The organism is Pontibacter korlensis, from assembly GCF_000973725.1.
GTDB lineage: Bacteria > Bacteroidota > Bacteroidia > Cytophagales > Hymenobacteraceae > Pontibacter > Pontibacter korlensis.
In genome coordinates, this window is record NZ_CP009621.1 from 175,651 (window position 1) to 191,991 (window position 16,341).

The window sequence follows — 16,341 nt, forward strand, 5'->3', positions numbered from 1 at the left end:
AGGTGGAGGACCAATGAATTTGATCTTAACGAAGCATATCCTTTTCCATAAGTTGAAGGTCTCTTGATAACCTAAAAGAATCCCTCCTTTATATTTGCCGTTTATGGTGCAAAGGAGGGACTTTTTTAGGTTTGATTGATAAAGTTAATTTTACATCTTCTTGCTTGGTGTATACAATACCTTAAATGAGAAATTTGCAAAGTGGTCGTTTCTACCTAAAACCCCCTTGTCTTCCTTCATGTTATCCAGGTAATCTGTTGTAATAAAGTTTAGATTAAATTCAGGCACAAAGCTTATGCGTTTGGTGTAATATATTTTGAACCCACCACCTACAGGCACCACAGCAGCTGTCGCAGGATATTTAGTTTGTGACTCAAACTCTTCGTAAGCTATATCTCCTCTGCCTTCCTTAAATGAAGATGCCTTGTAGTGCATAATACCTATACCAGCTTTTACATAAGGTACTATCAGCCTTCTGCGCTTAGACCTGTAGATACCAGTGCCTGCATAGTTGCTGAGAAGGTTTATTACTACAGAGCCCGAAGCACTAATCCCTTCTGAACGGAAAGAAAATGTATTCAAATCCGCGTCTCCCTCATATCCCCTAAATCGGGCATATTCCAAGTTACCCAATATTCCAATATATGGGGTAACATTATATAAGGTGCCTACATTTACAGTAGGACCAAAACCATTCTTTTTTATTGGCTCTGTACTAAAGCTCATCCCTGATGGATTATCACTGTTCATGATAGATAAGCCTGTACCTACAAAGAATGATAACTTAGGTTCGTGACGAAAGCTAAAGTTCGTACTGTGACGAAACTTTGGATTGTGTTTTCTTTGCGCCTGCACATGTGCGGCAGAACTAAAAAATATTAGAAGTAGTAAAATTAAAGTAGACTTTTGTTTCATGACGCACTAAGGTAAATGTTAGCATTGATATTAGACACAATTATACATATAACAATTGTAATATTTAAATTATTTTTAAAAAGCAGTGCAATTTTCCTGCTAAGATGAAGCAGCATATGTTTGTGGATGTGAGGTATATTTGATAAGATGACTAATCTAAAACTATAGTTTGAAGTATTACTTTTAAGTTTTAATGATACTTTACTTAATAGATATTTACGGCATTATTTACCTGCATTTACTGTTGCCTAATTTTCGATTTAAAAAGCATGCTTGTTTCTCATGGATTCACAAAAGCTGCCAATTCATAACAGTGTAGATATAAACAAGAAAGCCCGCTTTTTAAGCGGGCTTTCTTGTTTATATCTACACTGTAGGGACTCAATTCATCTGTAGGTCCAGCTCTTCAAAACGTGAGTTCTTGCTGATATACTCCGGCACAATCTGCTTCATCTTTCTTACAACCTGCAGCTCGTCTTTTGTCTTATTTAGTTGCATCAGTTCGTCTATGTCAACCGCTACATCATCATAGCTATAGTGTCTCACTTTCGAGATTTTTATCTTGTTATGATGCGTAGGAATAGTCTGCTCTTCTTTATTAAGCAGCTCTTCAAAAAGCTTTTCTCCAGGTCTTAGCCCTGTGAACGTGATAGGAATATCTACATCAGGTATCAACCCAGCCAGCTTGATCATCTTTTTGGCTAAGTCTACGATCTTCACAGGCTCTCCCATGTCAAAGATAAAGATCTCGCCACCTCTACCCATGGTACCAGCCTCCAGTACTAACTGTACAGCCTCTGGTATTGTCATGAAATATCGGGTTATATCCGGATGTGTAACAGTTACTGGGCCACCTTTCTCTATCTGCTGACGGAAGCGCGGAATTACAGAGCCATTTGAGCCTAACACGTTACCAAATCGAGTGGTAATAAATCTTGTCTGCGACACCTGCGTGTAAGGGTGCTTATTGCCGTTTACTTTACCATGGTGTAGGTTATTCAGCGACTGAATGTAAATTTCAGCAATGCGTTTAGAGGTTCCCATTACGTTAGTAGGGTTCACAGCTTTGTCTGTAGAAATCATCACAAACTTCTCTACATCGAAAGTGAGCGATAAGTCAGCAAGATTTTTTGTACCCATAATGTTTGTCAGCACCGCCTCACATGGATTGTTCTCCATCATCGGCACGTGCTTATAGGCAGCCGCGTGGTAGACTACATCTGGTGTATACTCTTTAAACATGGAGTACATCCTGGTTGAGTTAGTGATATCACCAATAAAGATGGCCATATTACCTTCCGGATACTGCTCTTCCATTTCCAATTGCAGCTCATGTAAAGGCGATTCAGCTTGGTCACACACAATCAGCAGTTCCGGCTTATAGCTCATCACCTGGCGAACAATCTCTGAGCCTATAGAACCAGCTGCACCCGTCACCAGTACTCTCTTCCCTTTCAAATCGCTGCTGATACGCTCATTCTCAATCACGATCGGTGGACGCTGTAGCAAATCCTCAATCTTCAGATCTTTAATCTGGTTCATACTAAGCTGGCCTGACATCCACTGCTCCGTTGGTGGCACTGTAAGTACCTTAACCCCCAACTCTACACAGCGCTCTACAAACAACTTCTGGTTATCTGATTTTAGGTTCTCAGCAAATACGATAACTTTATCTACACGTAGCTTCTGTTGCAGGCGCTCGATATCATCAATGTGGTACACGCGTATCTGGTGAATATTTTTGTCAATCTTGTTCGGGTTCTCATCCAGAAAACCGGCAATCACAAAACGCCCCATGCCGCTTGTTTCTAGTGCCTGCTTTAGCAGAATAGAAAAGCCATTCGCACCATAGATTAACACACGCTCGCGCTCACCTGGAGCACTGCGCTTAAAAAAAATAAACAAGGCCTTTGCCCCCATTCTTACCAGTGTCAGTAGCGTAGAAGAGACAAAGAAGCTGATGAGCAGTACAAGGTAAATGTTAACAGAATCAATCTTGTGAACTGGCGCTACCCAGAAGCCGATAAGGGCAGCATATGCCAGGCTGGCTACAAGTACGGCAGAGAAAATTCGGTATATATCGTAAATGCTTGAATACCGGATCAGGCCGGTATGGATGCGCATCGTGTAAAACGTGATCAGGGAAACAAGTCCGAAAAGACCCATGTAGACCAGAAAATGGCCTCGCATGATTTCTTCAAAGTGAAATTGTTTGATGATGAAGAAGGAAAGGGCAAAAGACCAACTCATGATCAGTTGGTCAATCAAAAGCACTATCCACTTAGGAAGTGACTTATTAAGTAATATTTTCATATAGCAAACCCTTACAGTATTTATTTCTGCGTCAATCTTTTCTGAGTAAGTGTGCAGCTCCAAATACTGTATTCAGTTGTAAATCTTTTCTACCACTAATCAAAAAATAATAACACACAAAAATAATAACATCACTTAAACTACCCTAAGTAAAGTTATACTATTACGTGCAGTTTAGTTGCCTGCACTACAATGTGCCTTAATGAACGCAAAGAAAAAGGATAAGTTGTAACATCTATCGGTTACCTACTAGGCCTCCTTACATGATTCAAGCAGGATTAGGGCTGTACCAGAATATTAGTAAAGCAAAATACATTCCCTACTAAAATCAGTGCAAATATAGCATTAAAAATCGGACAGCTAATAGTATTTTTTTATTGATTCTGCTAAAGATTATCTTTCTGTAAAATCAAATACTCTTTATTTAATATATGTTTTAGCAAATATTCTTCCCTTTGGGAAATATACATAACATAGCAACCAACGTTACTTTCCTGACATCACCAGATTAAAACCTAGTTTTACATAACTCTTTCTTAGAAGTAAAGTACCAGCCAACAATTAACAAACCTATAGCAACTATTATTTGAATAAACTTCACCCTATGATGGTCGTAAAAAAGGAAGGGACCTACAAAAGTTGTGGGACAATCAAATAAATAGAAATATCGATATGGCAGATAACAAAAATAAAAAAGGTCAGACTGAACTAACTAAAAGAAATTTAGCTAGTAATGCTAACTCACAGCCTAACCCGGAAGATTATTCAAACACAGCCAATATCAAAGGAGGCGTAGATGAAGGAAGAGGCGGCACCAAGGCAACAGCCAGTCAGCAGCAAGGGCAGGGTTCGTGGAGCAAGAACAGGCATAATGAGGCTCGCCCAGGTAGCCAGACAGGTGGCGGCGGAGGCGGTCAAGGAGGCAACAATCCTACAGGTAAATAAGCACATTCATGTATAAAAGAAAACGCAGCATATATCTGGTGCTGCGTTTTCTTTTATACATGAATGTGTTTCTGTAAAATGTAAGCTGTAGTGTGCTCTTCTATGGATGGCGATCTTCAAGAACGGTACATCTCTTAAGTCGACTAGTCATAGAAAAAAGATCTTACGTTTCTACTTTATACCTTAGCAGATTTATAAAGGCTCTTCAACTCTGAAATAACACGATGAAGATTTTCATCAGTTAAATTCGAGCCAGAAGGTAGGCATAGACCGTTCTCAAATAGACGCTCACTGGTACCATCACCATAGAAAGGTGCATCGGCAAAAATAGGTTGCAGGTGCATCGGCTTCCAAAGCGGGCGAGTTTCAATGTTATCTTTCTCCAGGTGTAGACGAATATCCTCCCTGGTCATTCCTCCTCCGCTTTCCACTAATATCGTACTCAGCCATCTGTTGGAGTAGTAATCTGCACTTGGCTCATCTGCAAATTGTATAGCATCAATTTCTGCAAACGCTTCTTTATAGAAACTGTAGTTGCTTCGCCGCTTCTCCACACGCTGCGGAAGTACTTCCATCTGGCCACGTCCTATGCCTGCACAAATATTACTCATGCGGTAGTTATAGCCTATCTGCGAGTGCTGGTAATGCGGAGCGGCATCTCGCGCCTGAGTCGCGAGAAAACGTGACTTTCTGATCCACTCTTCATTTTTAGAAACCAGGGCGCCACCACCAGAGGTTGTAATAATTTTATTGCCGTTAAACGACAGGATGCTCATCGCACCAAAAGTTCCAAGCTTCTGTCCCTTATAAGATGAACCGAGCGCTTCGGCAGCGTCTTCCACTACAGGAATTTCATATTTATCAGCAATAGCCATTATCTTGTCCATCTGAGCTGGCATTCCATACAAATGCACCACAATAATGGCTTTTGGCTTTTTACCTTTCACGATGCGATCCTGAATGGCAGCTTTTAAGAACTCTGGCGACATATTCCAGGTATCTTCTTCACTATCGACAAAAACAGGTATAGCTCCTTGGTAGGCAATAGGGTTAGCAGAGGCAGAAAAGGTCATCGATTGACAGATCACCTCGTCGCCTGCCTGTACACCAAGTATGATTAGCGCCAGGTGTAGAGCAGCAGTACCTGAGCTCAGAGCTGCTACATGTACACCTTCTCCCAGATAGGAAGCCAGATCACGTTCAAAGCCGTCTACATGCGGGCCAAGCGGCGCGATCCAGTTTGTATCAAAAGCTTCTTTTACATACTTGAACTCATTTTCACCCATGTGCGGTGAAGAGAGCCAGATTTTCTCGTTCATATCAACAGTATTTTATAATCTTACCTGGGTTACCTACAGCTACAGCGTTGTTTGGGATATCACGAATGACAACAGCGCCAGCTCCAATCTTGCACCACTTCCCTATCTTAATGCCGGGTATCACGACAGCTCCAGCTCCTATCCATGTGCCCTCACCTACCGACACATTTCCGCAAAGTACAGCGCCTGGCGACAAATGTGCAAAGTCTCCCACTCTACAATCATGGTCTACCTTTGCTCCAGTATTAATAATGGCATGTTTTCCAACCAGAACGTCAGCTTGTAAAATGGCTCCCTGCATCACCACTGTACCTTCTCCTACAGAAGCAGTGGGTGACAAGATAGCAGTTTTAGCAATTGCTTGTCCATACTTTACATTCAGTTGTTCTGCAATTTTTGCGCGAATACTGTTATTGCCAATGCTAATGATAAGCTCCTCATCCAGGTTCTGCTTAGAACTGAATGCCCCTAACACCTTGATGCCGGCAAGCTCCTTCAGGTCTGGGTTATCATCAAATAAACCTGCCACTGATACTCCTATGCTTCCAAGTATATCAATGATGACTTTAGCATGCCCACTGGCTCCGTATAGGTACATATTTCAAGTTAGGGTGTTTAGGAGTTAGATAGTTAAAAATATATAGGCTTTTGCTTTATCACTGAGTTCGATTCTCACGGAGATATCACAAAATTTGAGATCTATAGTGCCTTTTGAAAGCAGTAGGAGGAAGATGACCGTGAACCAAATTTTGTTCTTACAAAGAATTGTTCTGAGTTATCTGTCATTCCCCTGGAATCTTGGCATAGTAGCCACGCCCTCCGCACTGATTCCTTCAGATTTGAAGATCTTGAAGACCGTCATAAAGATGATCTTCAGGTCAAGCCATAGGGACATATTATCTACATACCACACATCATACCTGAACTTCTCACTCCAACTAATGGCATTACGCCCGTTTACCTGCGCCCAACCTGTGATGCCAGGCCTTACCTCATGTCGTCGCCTTTGCACCTCATTGTACAAAGGCAAGTACTCTACCAGCAGTGGGCGTGGTCCAATCAAGGACATGTCACCTTTGATCACATTTAGCAGTTGTGGAATTTCATCGAGAGAGGTTTTGCGCACAAACCTGCCAACAGGTGTTAACCTGACCTCGTCCGGCATTAAGTTTCCCTGCGCGTCCTTCTGGTCATTCATCGTCTTATACTTGATCACACGGAAGATTTTCCCATCTTTGCCTGGACGTGACTGCAGGAAGAAAGGTTTTCCTTGATTGGCAAAGTATAATAATGCTGTAACGACAAGAAAAACAGGGAGCAGCACGATAAAAGCAGTGAGACTTAGTATAAAGTCAATGATGCGCTTAAGGAAATTACGGTAAAGCCAGTTCATATATTTAAGAGCAGATGTGCCGAAAAAAATTTATCACGCCGGTACAACTACTCCAATATGTAAATTACACAAAATTTAGTTTTAATTCTTCGTAAACCTTTTATGATCTCGCAGAAAAGGTACTTTTAGTATTATCGATAACAACCTGTTTGTCTTTATTTGCATCACTCAGCAGGCCTTTCTCTTGCAGATGCTCCTGATACTCTTGGTACAATAACTCCCAGAAATGCTGCTGGTCGTATCGTTCTACTATCATGCGACGGGCATTAGCCTTCAAAAAAGCATATAACCCCTTATCTGCTATTAGCCGTTCCATTGCCTTCTGTAGTTTCTCTGTATTTTTTGGAGGGATGATCAATCCATTCTGGCCCTCTATTATAATTTCGTTGCAGCCATTGATATCTGTTACGATACTAGGCAACTCAAAGCAGCCTGCCTGCATAGGCACATTTGGGAATCCTTCCCGATAGGAAGGGAAAGTTAACGCATGGCTCATCGCCAGGTAGGGCCGTACATCATTCTGGAAACCTACCGATAGAATTCGTTCGTTCTGCTCAATTTCCTGCAATGTCTCCACTGGAAGCGGATCCAGGTCCTGCTCCAATGGTCCTACAAGTAAAAGTTTAGCTTTCTTATAATTCACTTGCACCGCTTTGAAGGCTGAAACTAACTCTCTTATGCCCTTATCCTTTACCAACCGCCCTATAAACACGAAAACAAAATCATCGGGTTGTATGTCCAGCTTTTGCTTCAGCTGCTCTAGTTTATTATAATCTAATGCATTAGAATTAAAAAAGTCTGTGTTAATGCCATTGCTGCTGCCATTGCCAATCACCTTCACCTTTTCAGGGCCGCAAAAACCACTTTCAAGTATAAAGTTTTTTAGTACGGTCGAGTTTGGGTAAACTTTGGTTGCACAGGCATAGGTTAGCTTTTCTACCGTGTTTAGGATGCGGCGCGTGATACCAGTTGCCTCCATCAACGGCAAACCAGCCACCGTGTGCAGGCGAACAGGCACACCCGCTAGTTTACCTCCCAGCATGCCGATAATACCAGCTTTGGGAGTGTGAGAGTGGATGATTTCCGGCTTATGTCGTCTACAAAGTTTATAAAAGACCCACAACGAACGAAGATCATGCAGTGGGGTTACTTTTCTGGTCATTGGTACCAGCACATGCTCACACTCCTGCTCTGCCACCACTGCCTTTACTTCCGGCCCGTCAGCTGATATCATCAGCGGCTCAAAACCTTTAGAATGCATGTACGGCAGCTGCCCGGTGATGAGCTTCTGCAGCGAAATTGGCACTGTGGTGATGCGGAAAATTTTTGTCATAATTACTCCTCTCTTGCCTTCATTTTTAATAAATTGAGGAGGATACAAGAGATATTTTTATTAAACAAAGTTATTGAAAAAAGCAGCAGGTAAGAAACCTCCACCCCTATATGAATGGATACATGAGCCAAGGCATATCAACATAACTTTGGGAGCATGTTGAATTGAATAATGTGCTACCTATCTTCAGTAGTACGTTGTGACTCTTCCTTCACGTATGCCTGAATCTCCCGCATTGTCATGCTCACCATTCCATACTGCTGCTGAAGTTGCTTAAAATGACGGATGATTACCTGAAGGTCTGTCATACTTTGCTCAGGATAGTCCCCAAAATTGTGCGGGTGCCACCACAAGTGGTAACACTCTCCGCGTTTAGCAGCCTCTGTCATTTCGTTTAAGATGCGCGTCAGGCGGAGTCTGTTCAGTAAAGGTTTACTGCCGATTACCGGCCTTAAAAATCTGCTAGCCGGTATGGCCAGGGGCATTCCCTCCACATGCTCTAATGATGACAGCGGAAAAGAAGTCCGCTGGCCAAGGGGCAGATAGCCATCCCCGGTACGGAAAACCTTGTTCAACAGCTTATCTTCTACTGTATCTCTCCAGAACCATTCTTTTGGGTTGGAACGAACGCTGGTAATTCCCTCCTCAAAACACACTTTCAGATACTGCTGGTTAAATTGGTTGCGCGGAAACACCAAGGAAGTTGGTGCTGGCAAATCTTTGACGCTGGCTATACGTTTTGCGGATCTAAGGTCTTCTCTAAATTGATCCAGCGATTGCCCCTGCTCATTGCAATAATAGTGGCAGTAGGTATGCGTAGCCAGTTCCTGGTAAGATGTGCTGGCAATATGTTTCACTAGTTCGGGAGCGAAGAAGCTAGTACTCATTGGGCTGTTTTGGCTATATAGCTCCTGCAAACGGTAAGCTGATAATTGCTTATTTGCATAAGTTGGTTGCTGCACCGGCTGATACTCCTGCCACTCCTTCCAGTTTCTAGCAAAAAGCATCCCGACTGTAGCCCAAGTTACATGCACCTCTTCCTGCGCAAAAAGAGCCAGTAATTCCGGTACTATACGACGGGTATTGCTAAAGTAAGACTGTTTTATATCCAGTGCTACTTTATCAAACACGCCCCAATACAGCTCGAAATCTAGGGAAATGGTAAAGGTGGGTATGTTTTTAAAATTCTCCATTGAATACACCTGCCCCCATTACTTTACATTTTTACAAAGGTAATTATATAAATATTGATAAATAGTAGGATGTGACCATAGCTTAGAGAAAGCGACTTTTGAATCAGATTCTGGTCTCTCACCCTTTATAATCGATTTGATTGCGCATAACATCAATCTTAATCCTTTTGCTGTCTGTAGATACGGATAGGTCACAAAGTTATCTTCATCCGTCACATTTATAGTATCCTGCGCAATTACTTTTCCTGTATCTATACCTTGGTCAATATAATGAATGGTTACACCAGCATTACTTTTATCTTCATTTACTAAAGCCCAGTATGCTCCATGAACACCTCTATAACCAGGAGTAATACCAACATGCATATTAATGAAAGTTGCAGGAACCGTCTCAAGCACATTCTTTGATATGATTCGCGTGCCATTTACAACCACTATATCAGGCGCTATTTCTATTAATTTTGCAATCGCTGATTCGTCATTAACAGAAGGAATATAAGTTATTTCTTCATCCGGAATAGGTCTTGTATCCAACTCATATTGGGACAGGATTTCATTTATCCTTTTCTGCGAAGTCTTCCTTAATAATTTTACAAACAAAGTCTGAAAAACTAGTTGCCCAAACACCACACCATACCCAAGTTTTTTAATTCTTCGTTTTAGTAATTGTCTGCTCGAAACTTTATCTTCAATAAGAACAGCTTCAAAGGAAATTTCTTTACTCAGATAATTGTAAATTAACGGTGTGGATGCAGATCTTCCTGCAAGGAGAACCACTTTCATTATTATTGCCGTTTTTAAATGATAAATTAGTTATTCTAACCACTCAACTTATGCTAGCCGAATTTTAGGTTTAGTCTTAGCATGTTGATTTAACTCACTAGAGCTGTTTTTATAAGTTAAGCTATATAAACAAAATAAAAGCAAGCCTGGTGTTACCATGTTCTTCATTCGCAGAATTATCCCCAGGTTACCTAAAAAACTTGAGAATGCTAAGGTCGCTATAATAAGAAATAAAGTTAAGGCCTTAATCTGAAAAGGAGAGGATTTAAATTTTTTAATTGGTTTGGCTTTTAGTGTATGAAAAGATAATGCTAGTAGGTATAAGCTTTCAAATGAAGCTAATAAACTTGTGATATTATGGACATCAAAAAACAGCGGTCTGTAAAGAAACGTAAATATTTTTAGTGGAAGAGGATACGAAGTAATATCGATAGCAGAACCAGTATGGCTTCGGTTTAAGTTTGATGCTCTTGCACTAGAAAACTGTTCAATACTATCAGTACTTACCTCCTCCAATTTAACATACTCCATAACGTCATCGAATAAAACTACAAAACCTAAAATAAAAACCGAAGTCAAAAGTACTCTGTACAAGCCATTAACTCTTTTATCTATTAGGATACTAATACCATAAGAAAGGAGAATCATTATGGCAATGTGGGGACGGACATAGTACATCAAAAATAAACTCACTACTATCGCCCACCCTCTCTTTAAGGGTTTCGAGGAAGCATATGAGAAAAGCCCTATCGAGAAAAATGAAAGGGTGTCTTTACCAACACCGGAAGACCAGAAGTGTAAATTGGGCAAAAAGAACAGCAAAGGAAACACTTTATATCCAAATAGCTTTAAGTTACCTTTACTATGCGTTACTGAAATAGCGTAAAAGAACTGCAGGCCGAGATAACCTATGAAGGCAAATAGTATTGATCCCGAAAAAAAACTAAGCTGTAAATAGTAAGCAAATGGATTGGTTAAGATATAAATAAAGTACGTTCCAGGTCCTTTAGCCCATAAGGATTTGATATCTATTTCATCGCCTGCCCAATAGCCTTTTGCATCACCACCAAAAATACTGATATATGCAAAGAACAGTACACCAAAAAGCAAATGGTAATACCATAAATTGGTTAAGTTTTGCCTGTGCTCCTCCCCAAGCTTTAAAACATGATATTCGATGCATACATGTGCTAGCAAAAGTATAAAAAGTATAAAAAGTATATCTTGTATGCCCATCTCTATAACTTATGCTCTGTCCAATCATGAGACTTAAACTTTGATCTTTTATAGGCACCATATCTAACCATAAGAAAACCTACCAACCTATAAAAAAAATAATATAAAGATATGACTAATACCGTTCGAGCAAGTAAAGTATCCGAGAAGAAATAAAATACTAATGCAAAAGCGATTAAAGCGAAATAATATTTTAATCTAAATGTATCTAGGTCTCCAACAATCTTTTTTAAGCTAACAAATTTGTACCTTATTTTTACAGCGTGTTCTACAGTTCTTGGCAATGGAAATGATAGATATAAGGCAATAAGTAATGAAACAAGTTGTTCATGGTTAGGCAGTAGTAATAAAGGAAAAGCAAAAAACTTGGTTGTAGATAAAAGGTGATAGGTCAGTACGTTAAACCTAGAACGTATCTTATTATGAAGAAAAAAGAAGAGTCTTGCTCCTGCTAATGCCATTGTAAACATTAAGAAACTAATTTTACTGACAGGTAGAATGTATATCAGTGTCAGCAAGCCTGCCCCCGTAATTATCCTTATTAGAGTTAATTTGTTAAAATTTTTCTGTACAAATAAAATTTCTTTTTGAGGAATTCTTAAAGTTGGGTCTTTTTCTAGTTTAATAGTAATAGCATCGTTTTCGAGGTATCCTATTTCGTAAAAATTTAACCAACAAAAATTAGCTATTATATAGGTAATGATAATATGAAGAGCGTTAGCATCTGAGACTAACAAAATTCCAACTAACACCAAGGCCGGAAAAACTATAATCCAAGAAATTTGCTCAGACTTTCTGGGTAGCCTTGAGTAAAAATAGTAATAACCAGGTAATAAAAACTTAAGCCAAAAACTCATAATGTTGTGTATCTGTTCGTTTTAGATTTTTCCTCCAGAATAGCTTATCTTTTTGTTTTCGTATAACTACATTGGGATGATTTACTTTCATTAGCAGGGGTAAATCTTCTTTGTTATCAGTGTAGAACCAGGTAACATTGTCTTTTATACCATATTTTTGCTCTACTTTATCGAGCTTTATTCCTTCTAAATCCTCATCTACAGACCCAGTGTACTTTCCGTTGGCCACACCTAACGATGTACATAAAAAATCTACATTGCCCAGCTTTGTGGCAATAGCCTCCACTATAGGGTGTATCGAAGCGGAAACAAGCACTACAGTTTTACCATTTCTCTTCGCATCCATTAACTTATGGTGCAAAGCCAAGTTCTTCTGTGGTTCCAAACATTTGTGTACAAAGGCAACAGCTTCTTGTTTTACATAATTATCATCTAGGTTAGCCAGAAAACTCAAAGAAACTGCTCTAGGAATTTTGCTTAAGCCTACCAGAGCTAATGTTTTCCAGACTGCTTTGGCTAGCTTGCTTTTAAAACATGCATACAATAACCTCCTTTTTTTATGATTCCGAAATAAAAACTCATAAAAATCATAAGTAGTATTAGAGTTATAAAGCGTGCCACACACATCAAAAAAAACGATGTTTCTCATAAGGAATCAATGGCTTTATTATACTGCGCAACAGTACGAGCTAAATCAAAATATTTTTTACCAATTGATCTAGCTTCTGCTTTCATATTAACCAAGTTATTTTGATAGGTTTTACAGAGCCATTGGGCGGCACTTTTTAAACTCTGCTCAGACATATCTTCCATCATAAAGGCTGCAGCTGAGTTGTTTAGATATCTTTCCGTATCGCCTATACTTTTAGTGGCAATAACAGGTAACCCACTCAGGAGATATTCACTAAGCTTTATAGGAGCCACTGCAAGCATAGAAAAAGAAGGGACCCTTAGTGCGAGTCCAAAATCAGCAGCTTGCAAATATCCTGGCACCTCCTGCGCTTTGACATTGAACACTTCTATTTTATTCTTTATCTCAGGTAACTGACTAATTAAATCTAAAGCATATTTTACATTACCCGTAAGAATTGTAAGCCCGGCACCCGGGTGCTCCTTAAGCACTAGCTTGAATATCAGTAGCATTTCGTGCAGGCAATATTGAGGCCCCATAGAACCTGCATAGATTAATTTGGGTCCGGCAAATTTCTTGTTTTGTAGTACTGAAGTTCTAAACTGAGGCTCTTCTTCTAATTTCTTACCGTTGGTGATGACATGTATTAAATTTTTTTTGAATCCAGCTCCGGCCCTAGAAGCAAGTATTTCCTTCGCAGCATAAGATCTTGTTAAAACGGCGTCTGATTTACGCAGCGCTAAAAACTCAATGTCTCTGTATATTCTATATTTTAAACTCTCTGCATCCCATCCTCCAAAATCCACTCGTTCATCCTGTGGTAGTCCATCTGCATCATATAAAAATTTAACCTGTTTTAAATTCTTGATAGCCCTTAAACATATAGCAGCTGATGTAGTTGCCCTAGGCATAACAACATCTATCCCATTTTTTATTATATACTCTTTGACAACACGGCTATTAAGGAAGATCGCTTTTAAAACTCCCAATGCGGCAGGCTTGCGTGTTATCCCCACAGATGTAAACTTGACGCCTTTAGACTCGCATAGTTTTTTTGTTTGCTCTATTTTATCCTTATCTCCCCATGTATATTGAATAATATGGAACTTATGGCCAGCTTTGGATGCTATTCCCTCAAATATTGGCAAAAACAAACCTTCGATATAGGTTACTTCCGGTCCGTTCCAGGTAACAAAGAGAATATTCATCGTGCTATCTTTTTTGATTTTAGCGACTCTATATAAAGCCTCTCTACTTCTTCAACATACCTTTCAGCACTGAATTCTTTTAAAGCTCTTTCTCTTCCAGACAAACCAAATTTGTTTGCTAGCGATGGGTTGCTTATGAGACTACTCAATGCTGCTGAAAGTTGTTGGGGGGAACATGGATCTATAAGAATCCCAGAACTATTATCTTCCACAACAAATTCTAACCCACCTACTCTTGTAGCAATTACCGGGAGAGAATGTAACATAGCCTCAACCGCTACAAGACCAAAACCTTCAGCTCCAGAAACTATGGTAAAAATATCCATCAATGAGTAAAATAGAGCAGTCTCTGGCTGAAACCCTACCATTATCAACTGCTCTTCCAAGCCAAGCTCTTTTGCAAGATTTATGAGTGATGATGTATCCGGTCCTTCACCTACAATCAGAACTTTTATATCTTTTCGATCTAAAATTTTTACAGCTTTGAGAATATCAGAAAATCTTTTTATACTATCATATACTCTCCCTACACTGCCTATAACTATATCAGTGCTACTTATTCCTAGATGACTCTTAAGATTTGCTATTTCATAATCAGAAGATCTTCTTACATCGCTTATTCCATTGTTTATTAACTTGAGTTTGCCATCAGGAACCCCTGCTTGTGTATTAAGGTAATTATATACATTTGGTGATACAGCAACTACGTAGTCAGCAAATTTCAAGAGAGTCTTTAATAAATATGTAGCTTTCTTAGATCTATTCTTAGGAAATGAAGTTTCCTCTGCAATGCGTACAGGGACCTTACCAATTGTGCCTGCAATCGTAGCCATGCTTATCCCTTCGAAAATAGCTCCATGTATTATGTCTGGTTGGTATTTTTTTATTATCCCAAGCGCAGCTTTTAACTTCCCAGGTTGTAAGGGATATTTAAATTGCCCGATTTCAATAATCTCAACACCCAACTCTCTAAATTCTTTTGGTAGATTATTTATTGCCTTCGTGCAAATAATCTTATGATCAAATATGCTGCTATCAAGGCCTTTTATTATACTCAACCTACGACGTTCAACCCCGCCAGAACCTATCGTTTCTATACAATGTAAAATTTTTATCTTCTCCACTAGCTGATGTATAGTTGATTGAGTTCATGAATATATGCATTTGGTGAAAACATACTTTTCACTTTAGTCTTAGCTCTTTGAGTGATATTATTATATTCTAAATCAGATAGTTGAATAGCTTGCTCCATTTTAGCAACCAATTCATCCCTATTCCTTGGATCGAATAAAAAGCCCTCTTTTTTGTCGGTAATAAACTCGGGAATACCTCCCGAATTGGTACTTATTGTTAGAACATTACACTGGATAGCTTCTACACAGGCTAATCCAAACCCTTCATAAAGAGAAGGCAAAACAAAAAATCGGCTTCCTGTAAGATATGGCGTAGGATCAGAAATATATCCATGGAAATGAACATAACTGCTCAAACCTAAAGCATTACATAAATCTTGTAGTTCTTCTTTAAGTGAACCATTACCTAATATAAAAAGCTCTGCATCAGGATATTTGGCAACTATTCTACTAAAAGCTTTAACCAAGATAGAAATATTTTTAACAGGCTCTAGCCTTGCTACAGTTATAAACCTCAATTTGTCTGCAGCAGTACCGTACTCTTGCTTGCCGTTACTATCTTCAATGGGATTATAAATCATCCAAAGTTTTTTACGAGGTACTTCTCCTGATGACAGAAGATAATCTTCTACCGCTTTCGAAATAGCAATGACAGCATTTGCAAATTTATATACAGTCCTGAATACTAATCTAGCTTTTAAGCTGTGATTTGGAATCCCAATTTCTTCACAAATTATCTTCTTCACGCCGGTTAGCCTTGCAGCAATAGTTGCATGAAAGTTAGCTTCGGCACCTGCTGCATGAACTACATCCGGCTTTTCTTCTTTAAAAAGCCTAACCAGCAATTTAATCGCTTCGAAAGAAGGAATTGTAGCTTTCTTCAATCCAAGAGCGATACTACTGTACCCATACTCTGCAATTGCTTTTTGGGTATATCCCCCATTGCATAAGGAAACGAACATTAATTCATGCGTTTTATCATAATATTTTGCATGAAGCTCAAATACTTTTTCTATCCCGCCAAAATCTAGAGAAGTTGTTACTCTTATAATTTTCATATCATGCTTATTATCCAAAGTCAG

General features: G+C 39.4%; 15 protein-coding genes. 1 reads left to right on the forward strand and 14 read right to left on the reverse strand.

All coding sequences use genetic code 11. The features are described from left to right. Positions 1-150: 150 nt before the first annotated feature. Both PKOR_RS00765 and PKOR_RS00770 read right to left on the reverse strand, forming a co-directional pair. Positions 151-915 (reverse strand): outer membrane beta-barrel protein, encoded by a 765-nt coding sequence (locus PKOR_RS00765; protein WP_071843094.1) that lies wholly within the window; start codon positions 913-915, stop codon positions 151-153. A 381-nt stretch (positions 916-1,296) separates the two neighbouring features. Beyond that, positions 1,297-3,228, reverse strand: a complete 1,932-nt coding sequence (locus PKOR_RS00770) for a polysaccharide biosynthesis protein (RefSeq protein ID WP_046313862.1) — start codon at positions 3,226-3,228, stop codon at positions 1,297-1,299. Positions 3,229-3,900: 672 nt separating this feature from the next. Here PKOR_RS00770 and PKOR_RS00775 point away from each other — a divergent pair. Further along, positions 3,901-4,173, forward strand: a complete 273-nt coding sequence (locus PKOR_RS00775) for a hypothetical protein (protein ID WP_046308646.1) — start codon at positions 3,901-3,903, stop codon at positions 4,171-4,173. A gap of 176 nt (positions 4,174-4,349) precedes the next feature. Here PKOR_RS00775 and PKOR_RS00780 read toward each other — a convergent pair whose 3' ends face one another. The 12 genes from PKOR_RS00780 to PKOR_RS00835 all read right to left on the reverse strand — a co-directional run bounded on the left by PKOR_RS00780 (position 4,350) and on the right by PKOR_RS00835 (position 16,317). Then, a complete protein-coding gene (locus PKOR_RS00780; RefSeq protein ID WP_046308647.1) occupies positions 4,350-5,492 on the reverse strand; it encodes an aminotransferase class I/II-fold pyridoxal phosphate-dependent enzyme in 1,143 nt (380 codons plus the stop codon). Between the two features lies 1 nt (position 5,493). Then, positions 5,494-6,090, reverse strand: a complete 597-nt coding sequence (locus PKOR_RS00785) for an acetyltransferase (RefSeq protein ID WP_046308648.1) — start codon at positions 6,088-6,090, stop codon at positions 5,494-5,496. Between the two features lie 177 nt (positions 6,091-6,267). Continuing rightward, complete coding sequence (locus tag PKOR_RS00790) at positions 6,268-6,885, reverse strand: sugar transferase (RefSeq protein WP_046308649.1); 618 nt, start codon at positions 6,883-6,885, stop codon at positions 6,268-6,270. Positions 6,886-6,985: 100 nt separating this feature from the next. Next, on the reverse strand, positions 6,986-8,218 hold the full coding sequence (locus PKOR_RS00795) for a glycosyltransferase family 4 protein (protein WP_084694675.1): 1,233 nt from the start codon (positions 8,216-8,218) through the stop codon (positions 6,986-6,988). Between the two features lie 176 nt (positions 8,219-8,394). After that, positions 8,395-9,411 carry a polysaccharide deacetylase family protein gene (locus PKOR_RS00800; RefSeq protein WP_046308650.1) on the reverse strand — a complete coding sequence of 339 codons (1,017 nt, stop codon included), beginning with the start codon at positions 9,409-9,411 and terminating at the stop codon, positions 8,395-8,397. A gap of 18 nt (positions 9,412-9,429) precedes the next feature. Beyond that, a complete protein-coding gene (locus PKOR_RS00805; protein WP_046308651.1) occupies positions 9,430-10,194 on the reverse strand; it encodes a formyl transferase in 765 nt (254 codons plus the stop codon). A 48-nt stretch (positions 10,195-10,242) separates the two neighbouring features. Continuing rightward, positions 10,243-11,430, reverse strand: a complete 1,188-nt coding sequence (locus PKOR_RS00810; RefSeq protein ID WP_046308652.1) for a hypothetical protein — start codon at positions 11,428-11,430, stop codon at positions 10,243-10,245. A 2-nt stretch (positions 11,431-11,432) separates the two neighbouring features. After that, complete coding sequence (locus PKOR_RS00815) at positions 11,433-12,287, reverse strand: hypothetical protein (protein ID WP_046308653.1); 855 nt, start codon at positions 12,285-12,287, stop codon at positions 11,433-11,435. Then, a complete protein-coding gene (locus tag PKOR_RS00820; protein ID WP_046308654.1) occupies positions 12,271-12,936 on the reverse strand; it encodes an HAD family hydrolase in 666 nt (221 codons plus the stop codon). Before PKOR_RS00820 ends, PKOR_RS00815 begins: the two co-directional genes overlap by 17 nt. After that, the gene (locus tag PKOR_RS00825) at positions 12,933-14,126 is read right to left on the reverse strand and encodes a glycosyltransferase family 4 protein (protein ID WP_046308655.1); all 1,194 of its coding nucleotides are present in this window, start codon (positions 14,124-14,126) and stop codon (positions 12,933-12,935) included. Before PKOR_RS00825 ends, PKOR_RS00820 begins: the two co-directional genes overlap by 4 nt. Beyond that, positions 14,123-15,250: a glycosyltransferase gene (locus PKOR_RS00830; protein WP_052738650.1), complete on the reverse strand. Its 1,128-nt coding sequence runs from the start codon at positions 15,248-15,250 to the stop codon at positions 14,123-14,125. Before PKOR_RS00830 ends, PKOR_RS00825 begins: the two co-directional genes overlap by 4 nt. Further along, positions 15,250-16,317 (reverse strand): glycosyltransferase, encoded by a 1,068-nt coding sequence (locus PKOR_RS00835; RefSeq protein WP_052738651.1) that lies wholly within the window; start codon positions 16,315-16,317, stop codon positions 15,250-15,252. Before PKOR_RS00835 ends, PKOR_RS00830 begins: the two co-directional genes overlap by 1 nt. Between the last annotated feature and the right edge of the window lie 24 nt (positions 16,318-16,341).

Coding starts and splice junctions, on each gene's coding strand:
- PKOR_RS00765 (WP_071843094.1), bottom strand. CDS start 915: ATGAAACAAAAGTCTACTTTAATTTTACTACTTCTAATATTTTTTAGT.
- PKOR_RS00770 (WP_046313862.1), bottom strand. CDS start 3,228: ATGAAAATATTACTTAATAAGTCACTTCCTAAGTGGATAGTGCTTTTG.
- PKOR_RS00775 (WP_046308646.1), top strand. CDS start 3,901: ATGGCAGATAACAAAAATAAAAAAGGTCAGACTGAACTAACTAAAAGA.
- PKOR_RS00780 (WP_046308647.1), bottom strand. CDS start 5,492: ATGAACGAGAAAATCTGGCTCTCTTCACCGCACATGGGTGAAAATGAG.
- PKOR_RS00785 (WP_046308648.1), bottom strand. CDS start 6,090: ATGTACCTATACGGAGCCAGTGGGCATGCTAAAGTCATCATTGATATA.
- PKOR_RS00790 (WP_046308649.1), bottom strand. CDS start 6,885: ATGAACTGGCTTTACCGTAATTTCCTTAAGCGCATCATTGACTTTATA.
- PKOR_RS00795 (WP_084694675.1), bottom strand. CDS start 8,218: ATGACAAAAATTTTCCGCATCACCACAGTGCCAATTTCGCTGCAGAAG.
- PKOR_RS00800 (WP_046308650.1), bottom strand. CDS start 9,411: ATGGAGAATTTTAAAAACATACCCACCTTTACCATTTCCCTAGATTTC.
- PKOR_RS00805 (WP_046308651.1), bottom strand. CDS start 10,194: ATGAAAGTGGTTCTCCTTGCAGGAAGATCTGCATCCACACCGTTAATT.
- PKOR_RS00810 (WP_046308652.1), bottom strand. CDS start 11,430: ATGGGCATACAAGATATACTTTTTATACTTTTTATACTTTTGCTAGCA.
- PKOR_RS00815 (WP_046308653.1), bottom strand. CDS start 12,287: ATGAGTTTTTGGCTTAAGTTTTTATTACCTGGTTATTACTATTTTTAC.
- PKOR_RS00820 (WP_046308654.1), bottom strand. CDS start 12,936: ATGAGAAACATCGTTTTTTTTGATGTGTGTGGCACGCTTTATAACTCT.
- PKOR_RS00825 (WP_046308655.1), bottom strand. CDS start 14,126: ATGAATATTCTCTTTGTTACCTGGAACGGACCGGAAGTAACCTATATC.
- PKOR_RS00835 (WP_052738651.1), bottom strand. CDS start 16,317: ATGAAAATTATAAGAGTAACAACTTCTCTAGATTTTGGCGGGATAGAA.